13 protein-coding genes are annotated in these 16808 nt (G+C 46.7%); 9 read left to right on the plus strand and 4 right to left on the minus strand.

From position 1 onward, the window contains the following. Window positions 1-44 precede the first annotated feature (44 nt). The 8 genes from GKG41_RS14065 to GKG41_RS14100 all read left to right on the plus strand — a co-directional run bounded on the left by GKG41_RS14065 (window position 45) and on the right by GKG41_RS14100 (window position 10493). Window positions 45-2168, plus strand: a complete 2124-nt coding sequence (locus GKG41_RS14065) for a hypothetical protein (RefSeq protein WP_154259658.1) — start codon at window positions 45-47, stop codon at window positions 2166-2168. A 36-nt stretch (window positions 2169-2204) separates the two neighbouring features. Further along, window positions 2205-3389, plus strand: coding sequence for a phosphopentomutase (locus GKG41_RS14070; protein ID WP_154259660.1), 1185 nt, complete (start codon window positions 2205-2207; stop codon window positions 3387-3389). After that, window positions 3379-3786, plus strand: coding sequence for a cytidine deaminase (locus tag GKG41_RS14075; RefSeq protein ID WP_154259662.1), 408 nt, complete (start codon window positions 3379-3381; stop codon window positions 3784-3786). Before GKG41_RS14070 ends, GKG41_RS14075 begins: the two co-directional genes overlap by 11 nt. 23 nt (window positions 3787-3809) lie before the next feature. Beyond that, the gene (locus GKG41_RS14080) at window positions 3810-5111 is read left to right on the plus strand and encodes a pyrimidine-nucleoside phosphorylase (RefSeq protein WP_154259664.1); all 1302 of its coding nucleotides are present in this window, start codon (window positions 3810-3812) and stop codon (window positions 5109-5111) included. A 38-nt stretch (window positions 5112-5149) separates the two neighbouring features. Next, window positions 5150-5821 (plus strand): deoxyribose-phosphate aldolase, encoded by a 672-nt coding sequence (deoC, locus tag GKG41_RS14085; RefSeq protein WP_154259666.1) that lies wholly within the window; start codon window positions 5150-5152, stop codon window positions 5819-5821. Between the two features lie 205 nt (window positions 5822-6026). Next, window positions 6027-7448, plus strand: coding sequence for a C40 family peptidase (locus tag GKG41_RS14090; RefSeq protein ID WP_154259668.1), 1422 nt, complete (start codon window positions 6027-6029; stop codon window positions 7446-7448). A gap of 259 nt (window positions 7449-7707) precedes the next feature. Further along, window positions 7708-10290 carry an ATP-dependent chaperone ClpB gene (clpB, locus tag GKG41_RS14095; RefSeq protein ID WP_154259670.1) on the plus strand — a complete coding sequence of 861 codons (2583 nt, stop codon included), beginning with the start codon at window positions 7708-7710 and terminating at the stop codon, window positions 10288-10290. Window positions 10291-10319: 29 nt separating this feature from the next. Beyond that, window positions 10320-10493: a DUF4250 domain-containing protein gene (locus tag GKG41_RS14100; protein WP_072849308.1), complete on the plus strand. Its 174-nt coding sequence runs from the start codon at window positions 10320-10322 to the stop codon at window positions 10491-10493. Between the two features lie 71 nt (window positions 10494-10564). On the opposite strand, the gene GKG41_RS14105 is transcribed toward GKG41_RS14100, so the two are convergent. The 3 genes from GKG41_RS14105 to GKG41_RS14115 are packed head-to-tail and all read right to left on the minus strand — an operon-like array spanning window position 10565 to window position 13613. Then, complete coding sequence (locus tag GKG41_RS14105; protein WP_154259672.1) at window positions 10565-11245, minus strand: RraA family protein; 681 nt, start codon at window positions 11243-11245, stop codon at window positions 10565-10567. Window positions 11246-11272: 27 nt separating this feature from the next. Then, a complete protein-coding gene (locus GKG41_RS14110) occupies window positions 11273-12316 on the minus strand; it encodes a C-terminal binding protein (RefSeq protein ID WP_154259674.1) in 1044 nt (347 codons plus the stop codon). 25 nt (window positions 12317-12341) lie between these two features. Continuing rightward, window positions 12342-13613, minus strand: coding sequence for an SLC13 family permease (locus tag GKG41_RS14115; protein ID WP_154259676.1), 1272 nt, complete (start codon window positions 13611-13613; stop codon window positions 12342-12344). A gap of 197 nt (window positions 13614-13810) precedes the next feature. On the opposite strand from GKG41_RS14115, the gene GKG41_RS14120 reads away from it, so the two are divergent. Beyond that, complete coding sequence (locus GKG41_RS14120; protein WP_173015489.1) at window positions 13811-14740, plus strand: LysR family transcriptional regulator; 930 nt, start codon at window positions 13811-13813, stop codon at window positions 14738-14740. Between the two features lie 41 nt (window positions 14741-14781). On the opposite strand, the gene GKG41_RS14125 is transcribed toward GKG41_RS14120, so the two are convergent. Continuing rightward, a complete protein-coding gene (locus tag GKG41_RS14125) occupies window positions 14782-16143 on the minus strand; it encodes an MATE family efflux transporter (protein ID WP_154259681.1) in 1362 nt (453 codons plus the stop codon). Between the last annotated feature and the right edge of the window lie 665 nt (window positions 16144-16808).

Below are 16808 nucleotides of genomic sequence, written 5' to 3' on the forward strand. Positions count from 1 at the left end.
ATGCATAGGGGGGTTACAGCGTATACAGGAAGGGGTTAGACAAGATGAAGAGAGAAGACAGAAAGAGAAATTTTGCCAGGATATTCTGCCTTGTGCTGCTTGCTTTTCTTTTAGGCGGTATGGGACAAGATTGTGTATGGGCAGAGACAGGAGACACAGGACAGACAGAAGAGACGCAGGCAGATGGTCCTGAAGAGGAAGACGTGACAGGCCAGGCTCCGGAAGAGACACAGCCGCTGGAGGCAGAAAACAGAGTGCTGACCATAGGATGGATACAGGAGGGCGGTACCTGGTATTATTATAATTCCAACGGGAAATTACATACAGGCTGGCTGGAGGAGAACGGCAGCTGGTATTATCTTGAGGAAGACGGAAGGATGGCTGTTGGCTGGAGATATATGAAGGAGCAATGGTACTACTTTTCCACATCCGGTGTCATGGTTGCTGAGCAGTGGGCGGGAGATTATTACCTTACAGCAAGCGGTGCAATGGCAGTGAATGCGTGGATTGGAAAATATTATGTGGGCAGCGACGGCAGATGGATTCCGGGATACAGTCAGGCCCAGTGGATGCAGGAGGGGGAACGCTGGTGGTATAGGAACGCAGACGGCACATATCCCAAATCCTGCTGGAAAACCATCAGCGGCTCTGCCTACTATTTTAATGAAGCAGGCTGGCTGGTGACTGGCTGGTTAAAGGATCAGGGAAAGTGGTATTACCTGACAGAATATGGTATGAAAAAGAATGAATGGATGTCTGACGGGAAAACCTGGTACTATCTTACCGGAGACGGAAGTATGGCTGTAGGCTGGGTGATGACCGGGGGAGCCTGGTATTATATGAACTCCAATGGTGTGATGCAGACAGGCTGGCAGCAGATACAGAAGGAATGGTACTATCTGAAGGAAAACGGTGTGATGCAGACTGGGTGGCTGTTCCAGGGGAAAAGCTGGTATTATCTGAAGAGCAGCGGAGCCATGGCTACTTCCTGGCAGCAGGTGGGAAAAACCTGGTATTATCTGTCAGGAAGCGGTGTGATGCAGACGGGCTGGCAGCGGATAGGCAGAGCCTGGTATTATCTGAAGGCAGAGGGTGCCATGCAGACCGGGTGGCTGTTCCAGGGGAAAAGCTGGTATTATCTGAAGAGCAGCGGAGCCATGGCTACTTCCTGGCAGCAGGTGGGAAAAACCTGGTATTATCTGTCAGGAAGCGGTGTGATGCAGACAGGCTGGCAGCGGATAGGCAGAGCCTGGTATTATCTGAAGACAGAGGGTGCCATGCAGACCGGGTGGCTGCTCCAGGGCCAGATCTGGTATTATCTAAAGGGCAGCGGCGCTATGGCTACAGGCTGGCAGAAGGTCGGCAGTACCTGGTATTATTTCTACGGAAGCGGTGCCATGGCAGTGAATACCTGCATCGACGGTTATCTGATTAACCGGAAAGGGGAATACTACGAACCGGCTCTGGGAACCATAAAAGGGCTGCTTCAGAATGCCATGGTTCCGGTAGGTTCTACCATGTATGTGTACGGAGGCGGCTGGGATGAGGATGCCACAAGAAAGGGGCCAAGTCCCCAGTGGAAGAAGTTCTATGAAAAGCAGAATTCCTCTTATGATTACAATACCACAAGATATCAGTCAGAGAATGGACTGGACTGTTCCGGGTTTGTAGGCTGGTCTGTCTACAATGCGTTAAATAAAGTGAGCGGGAAAAGCAGCTGCACAGTAACCTCCACCGCTATGGTTTCCAATTATGCGTCCAGAGGCTGGGGTACCAAAATTGATCGATCAAAAGTGAAGGACTACAGGGCCGGGGATGTGATGGGCTCTACCTGCGGATGTCATAATCATGTATATCTGGTTATCGGCCAGTGCTCTGACGGCAGCGTGGTCTTTGTACATTCTTCACCAAAGGGGGTACAGATTAACGGTACGACGACGCCTTCGGGGAGTTACTCCAGCAAGGCCATATCTCTCGCCAATTCTTATATGAAAAAGTATTTTCCGGACTGGAATAAGAAGTTCGGCAATTCCTCAGGTCCTCAGTATTATCTGAGTCATTTCAGCCAGATGCGCTGGGATATATCAGGAAATAAAGTAATGAGGGATCCGGAGGGATATACAAAGAAAAGTGCGGAGCAGGTATTAAAGGACCTGTTTGAAGAATAAAAGTAATAGTGTGCTGTAGGAAAGGAATTGAGACAGATGAATGATAAAAGAGTGTTTTTAATTGTACTGGACAGCTTTGGAATCGGAGAAGAGCCGGATGCGGATCTTTTCGGGGATGTGGGAAGCAATACACTGGGAACCATTGTAACATCGGCCAGATATGATACTCCGAATATGAGAAAGCTGGGACTTTTTAATATAGAAGGCGTTACCTGCGGAAAACGCACGGAACATCCATTGGGTTCCTTCGCCAGGATGCAGGAAGCCTCTATGGCAAAGGATACAACAGCCGGGCACTGGGAGATCGCAGGTCTGATATCAGAAAAGCCTTTTCCCACGTATCCCCATGGATTTCCCGGGGAAGTTCTGGAAGCATTCTCCAAAGCCACAGGGAGAGGCGTGCTGTGCAATAAGCCATATTCCGGCACTGATGTAATCCGGGATTACGGGGAGGAACATATGAAAACCGGGGATTATATTGTCTATACTTCTGCAGACAGTGTATTCCAGATTGCCGCTCACGAAGAAATTGTCCCTCTTGAAGAACTGTATGAAGCGTGCCGTAAGGCCAGGGAAATACTTCAGGGAGAGCACGGTGTGGGAAGAGTCATTGCCCGTCCTTTTATAGGAAAGGCTCCGGATTTTAAGAGAACACCCCACAGGCATGATTTCTCTCTGATTCCTCCGAAGGATACCATGCTGGACTGTCTGTCCAGGGCAGGTCTGGCAACGATAGGGGTTGGGAAGATATATGACATTTTTGCAGGAAAAGGTGTCTCTGAGACCAAATCCACTGAGAGCAACCAGAATGGGATGGAAATCACCGCACAGTGGCAGAGCACATCCTTCAACGGCCTTTGCTTTGTAAATCTGGTGGACTTTGATATGCTTTACGGACACAGAAATGACATTGACGGATATGCAGGGGCGGCGACTGAGTTTGACCGGTGGCTGGGCGGATTCCTGGATGGAATGCGAGAAAATGATATCCTGATGATTACCGCTGACCATGGCTGTGATCCCGGAACTGCCAGCACAGACCATTCAAGAGAATACACCCCCCTTCTTGTCTGTGGGAAACATGTGAAAAAAGGGGTTTCTCTGGGTACAAGAAAGTCATTTGCAGACATTGCCGCGACCATTCTGGATATCTTCCAGGTGGAGGGAAGGATAGCAGGCACAAGTTTTCTGGGAGAGATAGAGGCAAAGGATGGAGAATAGGGTACTGATTGAAAAAGCTCTGGCCGCCAGTGAGAGGGCATACGCCCCTTACTCGGAATTCCGGGTCGGGGCTGCTCTTCTTACCCGGGAAGGGAAAGTCTACACAGGCTGCAACATAGAAAATGCGGCCTATGGACCAACGAACTGTGCAGAGCGGACAGCATTTTTTAAAGCGGTTTCTGAGGGGGAAAGAGAGTTCACCGCCATTGCTGTTGTAGGCGGAAAACAGGATCAGACCGGGAAGGAATACTGTTTCCCATGCGGTGTGTGCCGGCAGGTAATGGCAGAGTTCTGTAATGGAGGCTTTCGGATTCTGGCGGCCAAAAGTCCGGAGGACTACAGGGAATATACCTTGAATGAACTGCTTCCGGAGCGGTTTGGAAGCAATAACCTTTAGATATGGGAAAGGCTGGTGGAAGTATGAGAATGACGGATATCATTGCTGCAAAACGGGATGGGCAAATACTATCGGAGGAACAAATCCGGGATATGATAGGTCGGTATGTAACGGATGAAATACCGGATTACCAGATGTCTGCCATGATGATGGCAATCTATTTTCAGGGAATGACAGACCGGGAACTGACAGTTTTGACGGATGCCATGGCTAAGTCCGGTGATATGGTGGACCTCTCTGAGATTAAAGGGATTAAGGTTGATAAACACTCCACCGGAGGAGTAGGGGATAAAACTACGCTGATTGTGGCCCCAATTGCTGCCGCCTGCGGAGTAAAGGTGGCAAAAATGTCTGGAAAAGGATTGGGATTTACCGGCGGAACCGTGGATAAACTGGAATCTATCCCTGGATTTCGGACGGTACTGGACCGGAAAGAATTTTTTGATGTGGTAAACCGGACCGGATTGTCTGTCATTGGTCAGTCCGGGAATCTGGCTCCCGCAGATAAAAAACTGTATGCACTGAGAGATGTAACTGCCACGGTGGAGAGCATTCCCCTGATTGCCGCGTCTATCATGAGCAAAAAGCTGGCTGCGGGCAGTGACTGTATTCTTCTGGACGTAAAAACAGGAAGCGGGGCCTTTATGTCCGGGCGGGAAGACGCCAGGGCGCTGGCGGAAAAAATGGTTCGGATCGGCACAATGGCGGGAAGAAAAACCATTGCCCTGATCACAAATATGGAGGAACCCCTGGGAAATTACATCGGTAATGCCCTGGAAGTCGAGGAGGCGGTGAAAACGCTGCAGGGCAGCGGGCCGGAGGATCTCACAGAGCTTTCTGTGGAACTGGCCGCAAACATGCTTTATCTTGCGGAAATGGGGGAACTGGAGATTTGCAGGCAGCAGGCAGCCGCAGCTCTGACTGACGGAACTGCCCTGGAATGTCTGAAGGCAATGGTTGCAGCCCAGGGGGGAGAACCGAAGGTCTTATCTGACACCAGCCTGCTGCCAAGAGCCACGTATTCCCGGGAAATAAAGGCGAAGACAGAGGGCTGTATCTCCGGCCTGGATGCCAAAATGTGCGGAATGGCTTCCGGACTTCTGGGGGCGGGCAGAGAGACAAAGGACAGTGTCATAGACCCTGGTGCCGGCATCATCCTTCATAAAAAAACTAATGATTATGTAACGGAAGGAGAGCCGATTGCAACACTTTATTCATCAAAGGAGGAACTTTTTCCGGAGGCTGTCAGTATGCTGGAAAAGGCAGTGACGTTGGGAGAGGCGCCGAAAGGCAAAAAACAGATGATTTTTGAGAGAATTGTCTGATTGTGCAGCGGTATTATATATAGAAGAAAGGGGAAGCAATGAGCAGAAAAGAGTCGGAAATATTAAGTTATGTGGATCACACCCAATTAAAGGCATTTGCTGTGTGGGAGGACATCAGGAAGCTGTGTGAGGAGGCGGTGGAATGCCGTACGGCGTCTGTTTGTATCCCTCCCTGTTATGTAAAACGCGCCAGGGAGTCATATGGGAATTCTCTTACTATATGTACGGTAGTGGGATTCCCCCTGGGCTACAGTGTGAAAGAGGCGAAGCTCTGTGAGACCAGACAGGCTCTGGCAGACGGCGCGGATGAGATTGATATGGTCATCAATATCAGCGATGTAAAAAATGGAAAATTTGAAGCGGTTTTGGATGAGGTAAAAACCCTTAAAGAGGCTGTGGGCAGCAAGATACTCAAGGTGATTGTGGAGACGTGCTATCTGACAAAAGAAGAAAAGATAAAAATGTGTGAAATTGTTACAGCCGCCGGCGCGGATTTTATAAAGACCTCCACAGGCTTTGGCACAGGGGGAGCAACCATAGAGGATGTGGTGCTTTTCAGAGAAAACATCGGGGAAAATGTAAGAATCAAAGCCGCCGGGGGCGTGAAGACGAGAGAGGACTTGGAGAAGTTTCTGGACGCCGGCTGCAGCAGAATAGGGACCAGTTCAGCTGTGGGGCTGCTTCATGGGACACCAGACCAAACATATTAAGAAATGCACACAAATGTTACATGAATATTAAATTTTGGTTGAGATTTTTAGATCTTTTTCTTGCATATACTTAGGATGTGTGGTAATATGTAAAAGAAATGAAGAAAGTATTTCATAAATATTAAACGTAACACGTAGAAATCTCAAGAGGGAAATGAGAAAGCAAAAATAGTGTACATACTTAGATGAGAGGTTAAACGGTATTATGAAGAAGAAATTTATTGGAGTAAGCTTAGCAATCGTACTTAGTATGGCTCAGATTATTTCTGTAGGAGCTGCAAAAGAAGATGACATTAAGGCTGCAAAGGCGCAGACAAGCAGTCAGCTGGCTGCAGTGAATAATAAGATTAATAAGTTAGAAGATCAGAAAGCAGCATTAAAAGCTGAGATTAATGAATTAGATCAGGATCTGGTAGAGGTAATTGTCCAGATAGATGTTTTAAAGGATGATATCACCACCAAAGAATCTGAAATCGAAGATACAAAAGAAGATTTGAAAGTTGCTGAAGAAAACAGGGACGAGCAGTATGCTTCCATGAAGAAAAGAATTCAGTACATATATGAAAAGGGCGGCGACAGTGCATGGGCACAGATGCTTTTAGAGGCTGACAGTCTTTCCGGTATGCTGAGCAAAGCTGAGTATACACAGCAGTTATATGATTACGACAGAAACAGCCTGAATGAGCTGAAAGAGGTAGTTCAGCAGGTGACTGACCTTGAAACTCAGTTAGAGACAGAAAAGGCTGAACTGGAAGACATGCAGGTTGAATATGAAGGCCAGCAGAAAGAACTGGAATCAACCTTAGAGCAGAAAAAAGCCACAGCAAGCGACTATGAATCACAGATTTCCAGAGCCGAGTCACAGGCAGCTGAATATAAAGATTTAATCCAACAGCAGAATGCAGAATTGCAGAAGATTCAGGAAGAAAAGGCCGCAGCTGCTGCAGCAGCAAAGAAAGCGGAAGAAGAGGCACAGAAAAAGGCAGCTCAGAAAGCAGCACAGGAATCTTCCTCTAAGAAAGATTCAGACAGCCAGAAGAGCGATGACAATAAGTCCTCCGATAATTCTAAAAAAGATAATAACAGTAGCAGCAACAGCAGCAATGAGGATACAGACGAAGAAGACAGCAGAGGAAATTCCTCCAACAGTTCCAAAGATGATGAAGACAACAGCTCTAAAGGCGATAGCAGTTCCAATAGCTCCAAGGGCGACAGCAGTTCAGATTCTTCCAGCAGTTCTTCAGGATCATCCTCCAGCAGTTCAAACAGTGCTACTGGACAGGCAATTGTTAATTATGCAACTCAGTTTGTGGGCAACCCATATGTATGGGGCGGCGAGAGTTTAACAAACGGTGCTGACTGTTCCGGATTCACCATGCAGGTATATGCACACTTTGGAATCTCCCTGCCACATTCCTCTGGAGCACAGAGATCTTATGGCAGAGCGGTATCTTATGCAGAGGCTCAGCCAGGTGACCTGATTTGCTATTCCGGACATGTTGCTATCTATATGGGAGGCGGTCAGATTGTACATGCTTCCAACAGTGCCCCTTATCCAAAGGGCGGAATCAAAATCAGCGGAAACGCTGCATATAAGACGATTTTATCTGTAAGACGTCTTGTATAATACATAGCAGATTTACTGCCGTTTATGGAGCTATCCATGAACGGCAGTTTTTTTGTTACAAAGGAAGGCTTTTGCAGAAACTGCCCTTTAAGATATATCCTCAGGTATAAAATCAACTTTCTCTGGTGTACACTATGACAGTGAAAAATATTTCGGGAAAACAAAAAAAATACTTGCTTTTTCAAAAAACTATGTTATAGTAGTTATAGAACAAGCAAATAAACAATGTGTTTGAGATAAACGATATGGAGGCGATTTTATGAATATTAGTAAATTTACACAGAAATCACTTCAGGCAGTGCAGGATCTGGAAAAGACAGCCTATGAATTTGGCAATCAGGAGGTTGAGCAAGAACACCTTTTGTATAATCTACTGCACCAGGATGACAGTCTGATTCTGAAGCTGATTGAAAAAATGGAGATTAATAAAGAACATTTCCTAAACAATCTGGAGAATGCCTTGAATGCCAGGACAAAGGTGTCCGGCGGCCAGCCGTATATCGGCCAGCATCTGAACAAAGCGCTGGTAAGCGCAGAGGACGAAGCTAAGGCTATGGGGGATGAGTATGTATCTGTAGAGCATCTGTTTTTGTCCCTTTTAAAGAATGCAAGTCCATCTATGAAGAAAATATGGAATGAATATGGGATTACCAGGGACAGGTTTCTCCAGGCTCTTTCTACGGTCAGGGGAAACCAGAGAGTTACTACAGATAATCCTGAGGCAACCTATGACACTCTGAACAAATACGGGCAGGATCTGGTGGAGAAGGCGCGAAACCAAAAGCTGGACCCGGTAATCGGCAGAGATGCGGAGATTCGTAATGTTATCCGCATACTTTCCAGGAAGACGAAGAACAACCCGGTTTTAATCGGTGAGCCAGGTGTAGGTAAGACCGCAGTTGTAGAGGGGCTGGCACAGCGTATTGTAAGAGGCGATGTGCCGGAAGGGCTGAAAGACAAAAAAATTTTCTCTCTGGATATGGGAGCACTGGTAGCAGGCGCCAAGTACAGAGGGGAGTTCGAGGAGCGATTGAAGGCTGTTCTGGAGGAGGTCAGAAAAAGCGAAGGACAAATCATTTTATTTATAGACGAACTGCACCTGATTGTAGGCGCCGGAAAGACGGATGGAGCCATGGATGCCGGCAATATGTTAAAGCCTATGCTTGCCAGAGGAGAACTGCACTGTATCGGCGCGACCACCCTGGATGAATACCGTCAGTATATTGAAAAGGACGCGGCTCTGGAGAGGAGATTCCAGCCGGTAATGGTGGATGAACCTACGGTGGAGGATACGATTTCTATTCTCCGGGGACTGAAGGACCGCTATGAGGTATTTCATGGGGTTAAAATTACAGACGGTGCCCTGGTGGCAGCTGCTACCTTATCGGATCGGTATATTTCTGACCGGTTTCTTCCGGATAAGGCCATTGACCTTGTAGATGAGGCATGTGCTCTCATTAAAACTGAGCTGGATTCTCTCCCCACAGAGCTGGATGAGCTGCAGAGAAAAATCATGCAGATGGAGATTGAGGAGGCAGCTCTGAAAAGGGAAACCGATAAGCTGAGCCAGGATCGCCTGGAAAACCTTCAGAAAGAACTGGCTGATTACAGAGATGATTTTAACGCCCGTAAGGCGCAGTGGGATAATGAAAAGGTTACCGTGGAGCGTCTGCAGAAGCTGAGAGAACAGATTGAAGAGATGAACAATCAGATCCAGATGGCTCAGAGAAATTATGACCTGGAGAAAGCGGCAGAGCTTCAATACGGAGAGCTTCCAAAGCTGCAGCAGCAGCTGAGTATAGAGGAGGAGAAGGTAAGGAAGCAGGATCTTTCACTTGTGCGTGAGAGCGTTACCGATGATGAAATTGCCAGAATTGTATCCCGGTGGACGGGAATACCTATTTCTAAGCTTACAGAGGGTGAGCGCACCAAGATCCTGGGGCTGGAGGATCAGCTCCATGAGAGAGTGATTGGACAGAACGAAGCGGTGAGCAAGGTGACAGATGCGATTCTGCGCTCCAAGGCAGGTATTAAAGATCCGTCAAAGCCAATTGGTTCCTTCCTTTTCCTGGGTCCTACCGGTGTGGGTAAGACTGAGCTTGCGAAGACTCTTGCAGCGGCACTCTTTGATGATGAAACTAACATGGTGCGTATTGATATGAGTGAGTATATGGAGAAATACTCTGTATCCAGGCTAATCGGAGCACCTCCGGGATATGTGGGATACGAGGAGGGCGGCCAGCTCACAGAAGCCGTGAGAAGAAAGCCCTATTCAGTAGTACTTTTTGATGAAATAGAGAAAGCGCACCCGGATGTGTTTAATGTACTTCTTCAGGTACTGGACGACGGACGTATTACAGATTCCCAGGGACGTACCGTAGACTTTAAGAATACGATTCTTATTATGACATCTAATATAGGCTCAACCTATCTTCTGGACGGCATTCAGCCGGATGGAGAAATCAGCCCGCAATGTGAGGAAATGGTGCACCAGGATCTGAGAAATCATTTCCGCCCTGAATTTTTAAACCGTCTGGATGAAATTATTATGTTTAAGCCGTTGACAAAAGAGAATATTGGCGGTATTGTAGATTTGCTTATCAAAGAGCTGAACCATCGGCTGGCAGATCAGGAGCTGTCGCTGGAGCTTACAGGTGAGGCAAAGGCTTATGTCATCGACGGTGGATACGATCCGGTATACGGAGCACGTCCTCTTAAGCGGTACCTCCAGAAATATGTGGAGACACTCAGTGCAAGGCTGATCTTGTCCGGTGAAATCGATGCAGGGGACACGATCCTGATTGATGTGGTGAACGGGGAGCTGGTGGCTAAAGTAAAATAATACTGAAAAAGCAGGTAAGGAGTGAAACTATGCTGCCAAAAGATCCGGCAATTTTATTGAGTTACGTGAATACACAGCTGAGAGATCATTACTCTTCTCTGGAAGACATGTGTAAGAGTCTCCAGGTAGATAAAGAGGGCATTAAAAGGAAGATGGAAATGATAGACTACGAATATGATGCCCAACAGAATCAATTTGTGTGATGCCAAACAGGGCAGCCGCACCGGTATGATAGTAGATACCGGTGCGGCTGCCCTGCAATTGCTATATTGTTCTATTTCAAATCACAGCCAATTTCTTTTAACTTTTCATCCACCCATGGTCTGATATACGTTCCTTCATTTATTATATCATCCATGATAGCGGCCTCCTTTTTCGCTATTTCCCGGGCCGCGTCCGCAAGTTTTGAGGCAACTGCCGGATCAATGACAATTACACCGTCATCATCGCCTACAATAATATCTCCAGGATTGACAAGCTTTCCGCCGATGACTACCGGTACATTGATTTCTCCGGGTCCATTTTTATAGGGACCGTTTGGATTTACCCCCCGTGCATAAACAGCAAAATCCGTCATTGCAGCGAGTCCGCCATAGTCCCGGATTGCCCCGTCGCAGACAATTCCTTTAATCCCTCTGGTCTTACAGTAGGTTGCCATCAATTCGCCAAATATTGCTCTGTCAGTAAAACCACCTGCATCTATGACAATCACATCCCCCGGCTGGGCCAAATCCATGGCGGCATGGAACATCAGATTGTCTCCTTGGGGCACACGAACTGTAAATGCAGTACCTAGTAACTGCCCTTTAAAGCCCACCGGTTTGATTCCGGAATCCACGGCCGCAATACGCCCCATACAATCATCAATATTTGCCGCTGGCATATTTCTGAAACGTTCTACCAGTTCCTTTGCCGGACGGCTGATTTCCTTTATAATCTTACACCCAATTGACATTTATTTTTTTCTCCTGACATTTATTTTTTATACAAATTGATATCCTGTATCTCTTGCGAGCACACTCCTGTTGGCAACGTTATGGGATAGCACAGTTCCATCAACAGTTGCTGACGGAATCAAATGACATACCATTTGAATCTGGGTTTTCTTCGCCCCGATGCCATAAGATCCACAGTGAGGATTTATGATAACATTATCCATGGCAAGAAGGGGATCCTCCTTAGCAATGGGCTCTATTTCCACGGTATCCAGGCCGGCATAAAGAATTTCGCCGTTTTCCAGTGCCCATGCAAGGTCTTTCTGTGAAATGACAGGCCCACGGGAGGTATTGATGATCATGGCTGTATTTTTCATCTTGCGAAAGGTCTCCTTATTAAAAACATGAGTGGTTTCGGGTGTCAGATTCACATGGATGGAAATAATGTCACTCTTTTCTAACATCTCGTCAAATGTCACAAATTCCACATGAGGATACTGTTCCTTTACTGAGTCTGAAACATACGGGTCGCAGGAGATTACCTTAGTCCCAAAACCTCCATGGAAAATATCATGCAAATATCTCCCGGCCGCTCCGAATCCGTACAAACCGAGAGTCATTTCCCGGACATCCCCCGGAAGCAGGTACTGGCATTTGGGCCACTTTCCTGCGCGGATTTCTCTGTCATAATAATTTGTATTGCGAACAAGCCCCATAATCATCGCAGTTGCAACATCTGCCAACTCTTTCGCACAAAAACCCGGCAGGTTCAGCACGATTACCCCCTGTTCTGTGGCTGCATCCAAGTCAATACTGTTGACGCCTACGCCAAACCGCTGTACAAACTTTAGCTCTGGCAAGGCTTCTAAGACCTTGCGGGTAATGGGGGGATTACCGGTAGCCAGAATAGCATCGGCACCTTTGCATCCTGCGATAATTTCTTCCACAGTGGGTTCTTTCTGCTGTGCAGCCACAACCTGGTAGTCCAGCAGGGCCAGCTCGATTCCGGCAGCCTGATAAGCAGCTGTAACACGCTCCAGCTCTTCGGCAGTTACGCTGCCATAATCTTTATCTACAACAACAGCTCTCATTTCTTGTCTCTCCTTTATTTACTTTTTATAATGGCCAGAATACTGGTATCAGAAGCAATGATCCAATCAGTGTCACAACGGTCAGCCCGATACCCGGAACAAAGAAGTCACGGAATCCCAGATTTCCCGGTTTAATAATTAATGTATTTGTACCGGAACCCACCGGAGTCAAAAATGGCGCAGAGGCCGCAACACAGATGGCAACTCCAATTGCCACCGGATTAATACCCATTTCCATAGCTACCGGAACAAATAAAGGTGTTACCAATACTACAGTGGAGGTATTCATCATCATGTTCGTCAAAATTATTGTGACAAGCAGTACAAAAAATAAGAACATTACTTTATTCGGATGATTGCCCAGGATTCTTACCACAGCATTAGCGATTAAATCTCCTGCTCCGCTGCTGGCCATCGCTTTGGAGACCGCACTCATACCGCCTACAATAAACAGAGTTGGCCAATCCACAGCCCGCATGGCTTCTTTTTCACTGATACATCCTGTTCCGATCAGAAGTACACATCCGATCGCCGCGATAAAATACATTGGCCATTCATCGCTTGCAACAGCCATAGCAATCAGAACTGCCGCTAAAATTGTAAGACAGATTCCCCCTTTTACAGGATTGAATTCCGTTGCCTTTTCCCTTCGCGTATACTCTTTTAAATATTCCGGATCGGAAGAATCTCCGGGTGTCAGAAGCTTTTTGCCAATGGACAGAAAGTAGACCAGAAACAGGATACAAAGGGGAAATCCTACCTTTCCCAGCTCAAAAAAGCTAAGGAAATCTACTCCCATATCTTCAATTAATCCGGCAGTGCTGACATTACTTGCTGCCCCTACCAGCGTTAGATTGCATCCGATAGATGCCGCAAAAGACATCGGAATCAACTGTCTGGATACCGAAACCTTGGCCTGCATACTCATCGCTACAACGATTGGCAGCATCATAGCTACTACACCAAGTCCGGAGCAGATAGAAGAAAGAATCAGCGCTACCAGAACAGCCGCTATCATAATGCCCTTTTCTGACGTGCCGGTTATTTTTACCAGCATATGCGCCATTTTATCTGCTACTCCTGTGTAAAAAAGTGACTGACCGATAATCATCATTGCTGCCAGAAGTGCAATTGTTGATCCGGAAAATGAGGCAAACACATCTGACTTATCAATGATTCCCATGCAGCCCAGAAGGATTGCGCCCGCCATAGATACAAGCCCCAGGGGGAATTTATTTGTTACAAAAAATACAACCATAATTGCCAATACAATCAATGTTATAATTGCTGGATTCATTATATACCTCCAAATACAGTTCTCCCATAATTTTTTTGTTATGTATAATACTTGCTTTTGTGACTAAGACTGTTTATTGTGTAAGTTATATGCGCATCCTTACTGTACTTTTATAATATTCTATTTTATTGACAAAAGCAAATGGCAATAGTACTATATAGATTATAATGTTTCTGTTATATAGCAAAGGAGTGCTTATGAATCATAATTACGAATACTTTACTTCCATTGTGGAAGCCGGCAGTCTGACGAAGGCCGCCCAAAATCTTTATACGACACAGCCTGCCCTGAGCCAGTATCTGAAACGTCTGGAAAACAACCTCGGTGTGGAATTATTTGACCGAAGTACTTCCCCTCTCAAACTGACTTATACTGGCGAGTGCTATTATAAATACATACTGCAGATGAAAACGTTAGATGAAAATCTGAGAAGAGAATTTCAGGATATTAAAAGTGAGGTGAGCGGTCGTCTGCGGTTAGGCATCGCCCTCTGGCGCGGCGCCTGCCTTTTGCCCGACATTTTCCCGGAATTTCACCGCCGTTATCCTAAAATTCATATTGAATTGTTTGAAGGACGCTCCAATCAACTGGAAAGCGCCCTCCTCAATGACAATATAGATCTTGCGGTTATGAATCTTCCGCACACATTAAATTACAATAAACTGACTTGTGAAGCAATTTTTGACGAACCGATTCTGTTGGCTGCACCTACGAATCACCCTTATGTGCAGACTCTGCTGCAGGACTGCCGCTATCAGGGCAGGTTTCCCCTGGCCCCCCTTGCGCTGGTCAAAAAAATACCTATTATATTAACAAAGCCCGGTCAAAATCTGACCTATGAGGTTCAGCAAATTTTAGCAAAAAATCAAATAGAACCTGATATCCTGCTGGAAACCGGTAATTTGACTACCGCTATCAACCTTGTTTCTGAGGGAATTGCCTGCACATTCGTACCCGGCGAAGGTGCAGGTGTCTGCCGCCATTCGGGGAGAGTGACTTATTTTATGCTGGATGACAGCAGTGCAAGTTGGGATCTTGGGGTTGTATACCGCAAAAATAGTTATCTGCCCAAGGTATCCCAATTGTTTATTTCCATATTAAAAGAGATTTTTGGCAGCAATAGATGAATAAAAGTTTACCGGGAATTCGGTTGTTGTATCTGTCTGCTTCACGATAGACTTTGTATTTTCTCCCGATAGATTCTCCTAAAAAGCAGCGTGGACAGAGCCACGGATACTAATTCTGCAAGAGGAAATGCCCACCACACTGCGTGCAGCCCAAATACCTTAGCGAAGAGGTATGCACAGGGAAGTATTACCAGCATCTGCCTTGCCACAGAGACAATAAGACTGTAGGTACCGTTTCCAAGGGCCTGGAACGCTGAGCCAACTACGATGCAGTAGCCGGCAAATATAAAACTGAGACTGATAATGCGGAGCGCGGGAACACCGATTGCCAGCATATCCTCTGAGGCATTAAATAGAGATAAAAACTGCCCCGGGAAGACCTCAAAACATACAAGCCCAAGTAACATAATCGTGACTGCTGAGAGGATACTGAGGCGTATGGTAGACATAATCCTCTTTTTGCTTTTGGCTCCGTAATTAAAGGCAATAATGGGCACCATGCCGTTGTTCAGTCCAAATACAGGCATAAATATAAAACTCTGCAGCTTGAAATAGATCCCAAATACAGCGGCTGCTGTAGAGGTAAACATGAGAAGAATCTTATTAATGCCAAAAGTCATAACAGAGCTGATAGCCTGTACCACCATAGAAGGAATTCCTACGGCGTAAATCTGCCGGATCACACGGGAATGAGGACGGTAGTGCCTCATATTAATATTAATTTCTTTATTATACTTAACATTCAGAAACAGGCCCAGCAGCATTCCGATGATCTGACCGAAAACTGTGGCGATAGCCGCACCCGCTACCTCTAACCGCGGAAAGCCAAATAACCCGAAGATAAGAATGGGGTCCATAATTAAATTGACGATTGCACCAACTCCTTGGGTTACCATGGAGAGCGCAGCCCGCCCGGTAGCCTGAAGCAGACGTTCCATAGTGATTTCCAGAAAAATTCCGAAGCTGAACACAGAGATCAGGGACATGTATTGAATCCCATAGGCACGGATCTGCTCGTGGGCAGTCTGGAGATCAAAAAAAGCAGTGGCCAGTGAGACGCCCAGAATTGCAAAAACAATATAATGGCAGACAGAGAGAAAGATACCGTTCCTTCCTGCCAGATTTGCTCCCTCATAATCCTTTTCTCCCAGATTTCGGGACAGAAGTGCATTGATACCTACTCCTGTCCCCACGGCCACCGCAATCATCAAATTCTGTATGGGGAATACCAGAGACACCGCTGTAAGTGCACTTTCATTCAGCTGGGCGACAAAGGCGCTGTCTACAATATTGTACAGAGCCTGAATGAGCATGGAGATGATTATGGGAAGCGACATTTGGAATAATAGCTTAGGGATAGGCAGATACCCCATTTTGTTTTCTTTTGGTATGGTTTGTGGCATAATTTTTTCTCCTGTTAACTAGGTCTAAAGCGCAAAGAAATCGGATGTACGGCTGTGGTATGGAAAGCCGGGGCATCCGATAGTGATAAGTATATAATTTATTGTATAGAGGGTTGGGGGAAAAGTCAACTGTTTGTGTGGGAACTTGGGATTTGACTTCCTAAACTTGAGACTGCACAGTCGGAAGGTATGGGGGGGCAGGGGGACGGTGAGAGGAACCCTGCGGCAGCGGGCTGGCTGGTTCGGGCGGGAGGGAGGCTTAAGTTCCGGGGACACCTCCGTCGCGAAGAGAGTCTAAGGCAAAACCGGAATCCCCGCCGGAGCACCGTTCGTATGTGCAAAGAATGCTTGATGTGCATTCTCTGCCCATGCTCACTTTTTTTCTGCCCTGACTGCCGAAAAAATCTCCAGCGTGAATCCCGGTTTTGCCTAAGTCTCTCTAGTCACTCCTCCGGAATCGTCCGCGGAACTTAAGCCTCCCTCCCGTACGAACCAGCCAGCCCGCTGCCGCAGCATTCCTTTCACCTGGGTATAGGGAAGTTCCAGTGGGTTCGCTATTTATCCAAAACATCAAGCGGACAATAGTGCGAAATAAGAGGAAAAGTGTACAACTCTCGACCTTTCCCCCCGTTTTCCGTGAATGTGAAGTGAGTCTCTGCCAGGTC

The sequence above is a fragment of the Lactonifactor sp. BIOML-A5 genome, assembly GCF_009677585.1.
GTDB lineage: Bacteria > Bacillota > Clostridia > Lachnospirales > Lachnospiraceae > Lactonifactor.

What these genes read in the sequence shown, in the direction of transcription:
- GKG41_RS14065 (WP_154259658.1), top strand. Translation starts at nt 45, where the DNA reads ATGAAGAGAGAAGACAGAAAGAGAAATTTTGCCAGGATATTCTGCCTT.
- GKG41_RS14070 (WP_154259660.1), top strand. Translation starts at nt 2,205, where the DNA reads ATGAATGATAAAAGAGTGTTTTTAATTGTACTGGACAGCTTTGGAATC.
- GKG41_RS14075 (WP_154259662.1), top strand. Translation starts at nt 3,379, where the DNA reads ATGGAGAATAGGGTACTGATTGAAAAAGCTCTGGCCGCCAGTGAGAGG.
- GKG41_RS14080 (WP_154259664.1), top strand. Translation starts at nt 3,810, where the DNA reads ATGAGAATGACGGATATCATTGCTGCAAAACGGGATGGGCAAATACTA.
- deoC (WP_154259666.1), top strand. Translation starts at nt 5,150, where the DNA reads ATGAGCAGAAAAGAGTCGGAAATATTAAGTTATGTGGATCACACCCAA.
- GKG41_RS14090 (WP_154259668.1), top strand. Translation starts at nt 6,027, where the DNA reads ATGAAGAAGAAATTTATTGGAGTAAGCTTAGCAATCGTACTTAGTATG.
- clpB (WP_154259670.1), top strand. Translation starts at nt 7,708, where the DNA reads ATGAATATTAGTAAATTTACACAGAAATCACTTCAGGCAGTGCAGGAT.
- GKG41_RS14100 (WP_072849308.1), top strand. Translation starts at nt 10,320, where the DNA reads ATGCTGCCAAAAGATCCGGCAATTTTATTGAGTTACGTGAATACACAG.
- GKG41_RS14105 (WP_154259672.1), bottom strand. Translation starts at nt 11,245, where the DNA reads ATGTCAATTGGGTGTAAGATTATAAAGGAAATCAGCCGTCCGGCAAAG.
- GKG41_RS14110 (WP_154259674.1), bottom strand. Translation starts at nt 12,316, where the DNA reads ATGAGAGCTGTTGTTGTAGATAAAGATTATGGCAGCGTAACTGCCGAA.
- GKG41_RS14115 (WP_154259676.1), bottom strand. Translation starts at nt 13,613, where the DNA reads ATGAATCCAGCAATTATAACATTGATTGTATTGGCAATTATGGTTGTA.
- GKG41_RS14120 (WP_173015489.1), top strand. Translation starts at nt 13,811, where the DNA reads ATGAATCATAATTACGAATACTTTACTTCCATTGTGGAAGCCGGCAGT.
- GKG41_RS14125 (WP_154259681.1), bottom strand. Translation starts at nt 16,143, where the DNA reads ATGCCACAAACCATACCAAAAGAAAACAAAATGGGGTATCTGCCTATC.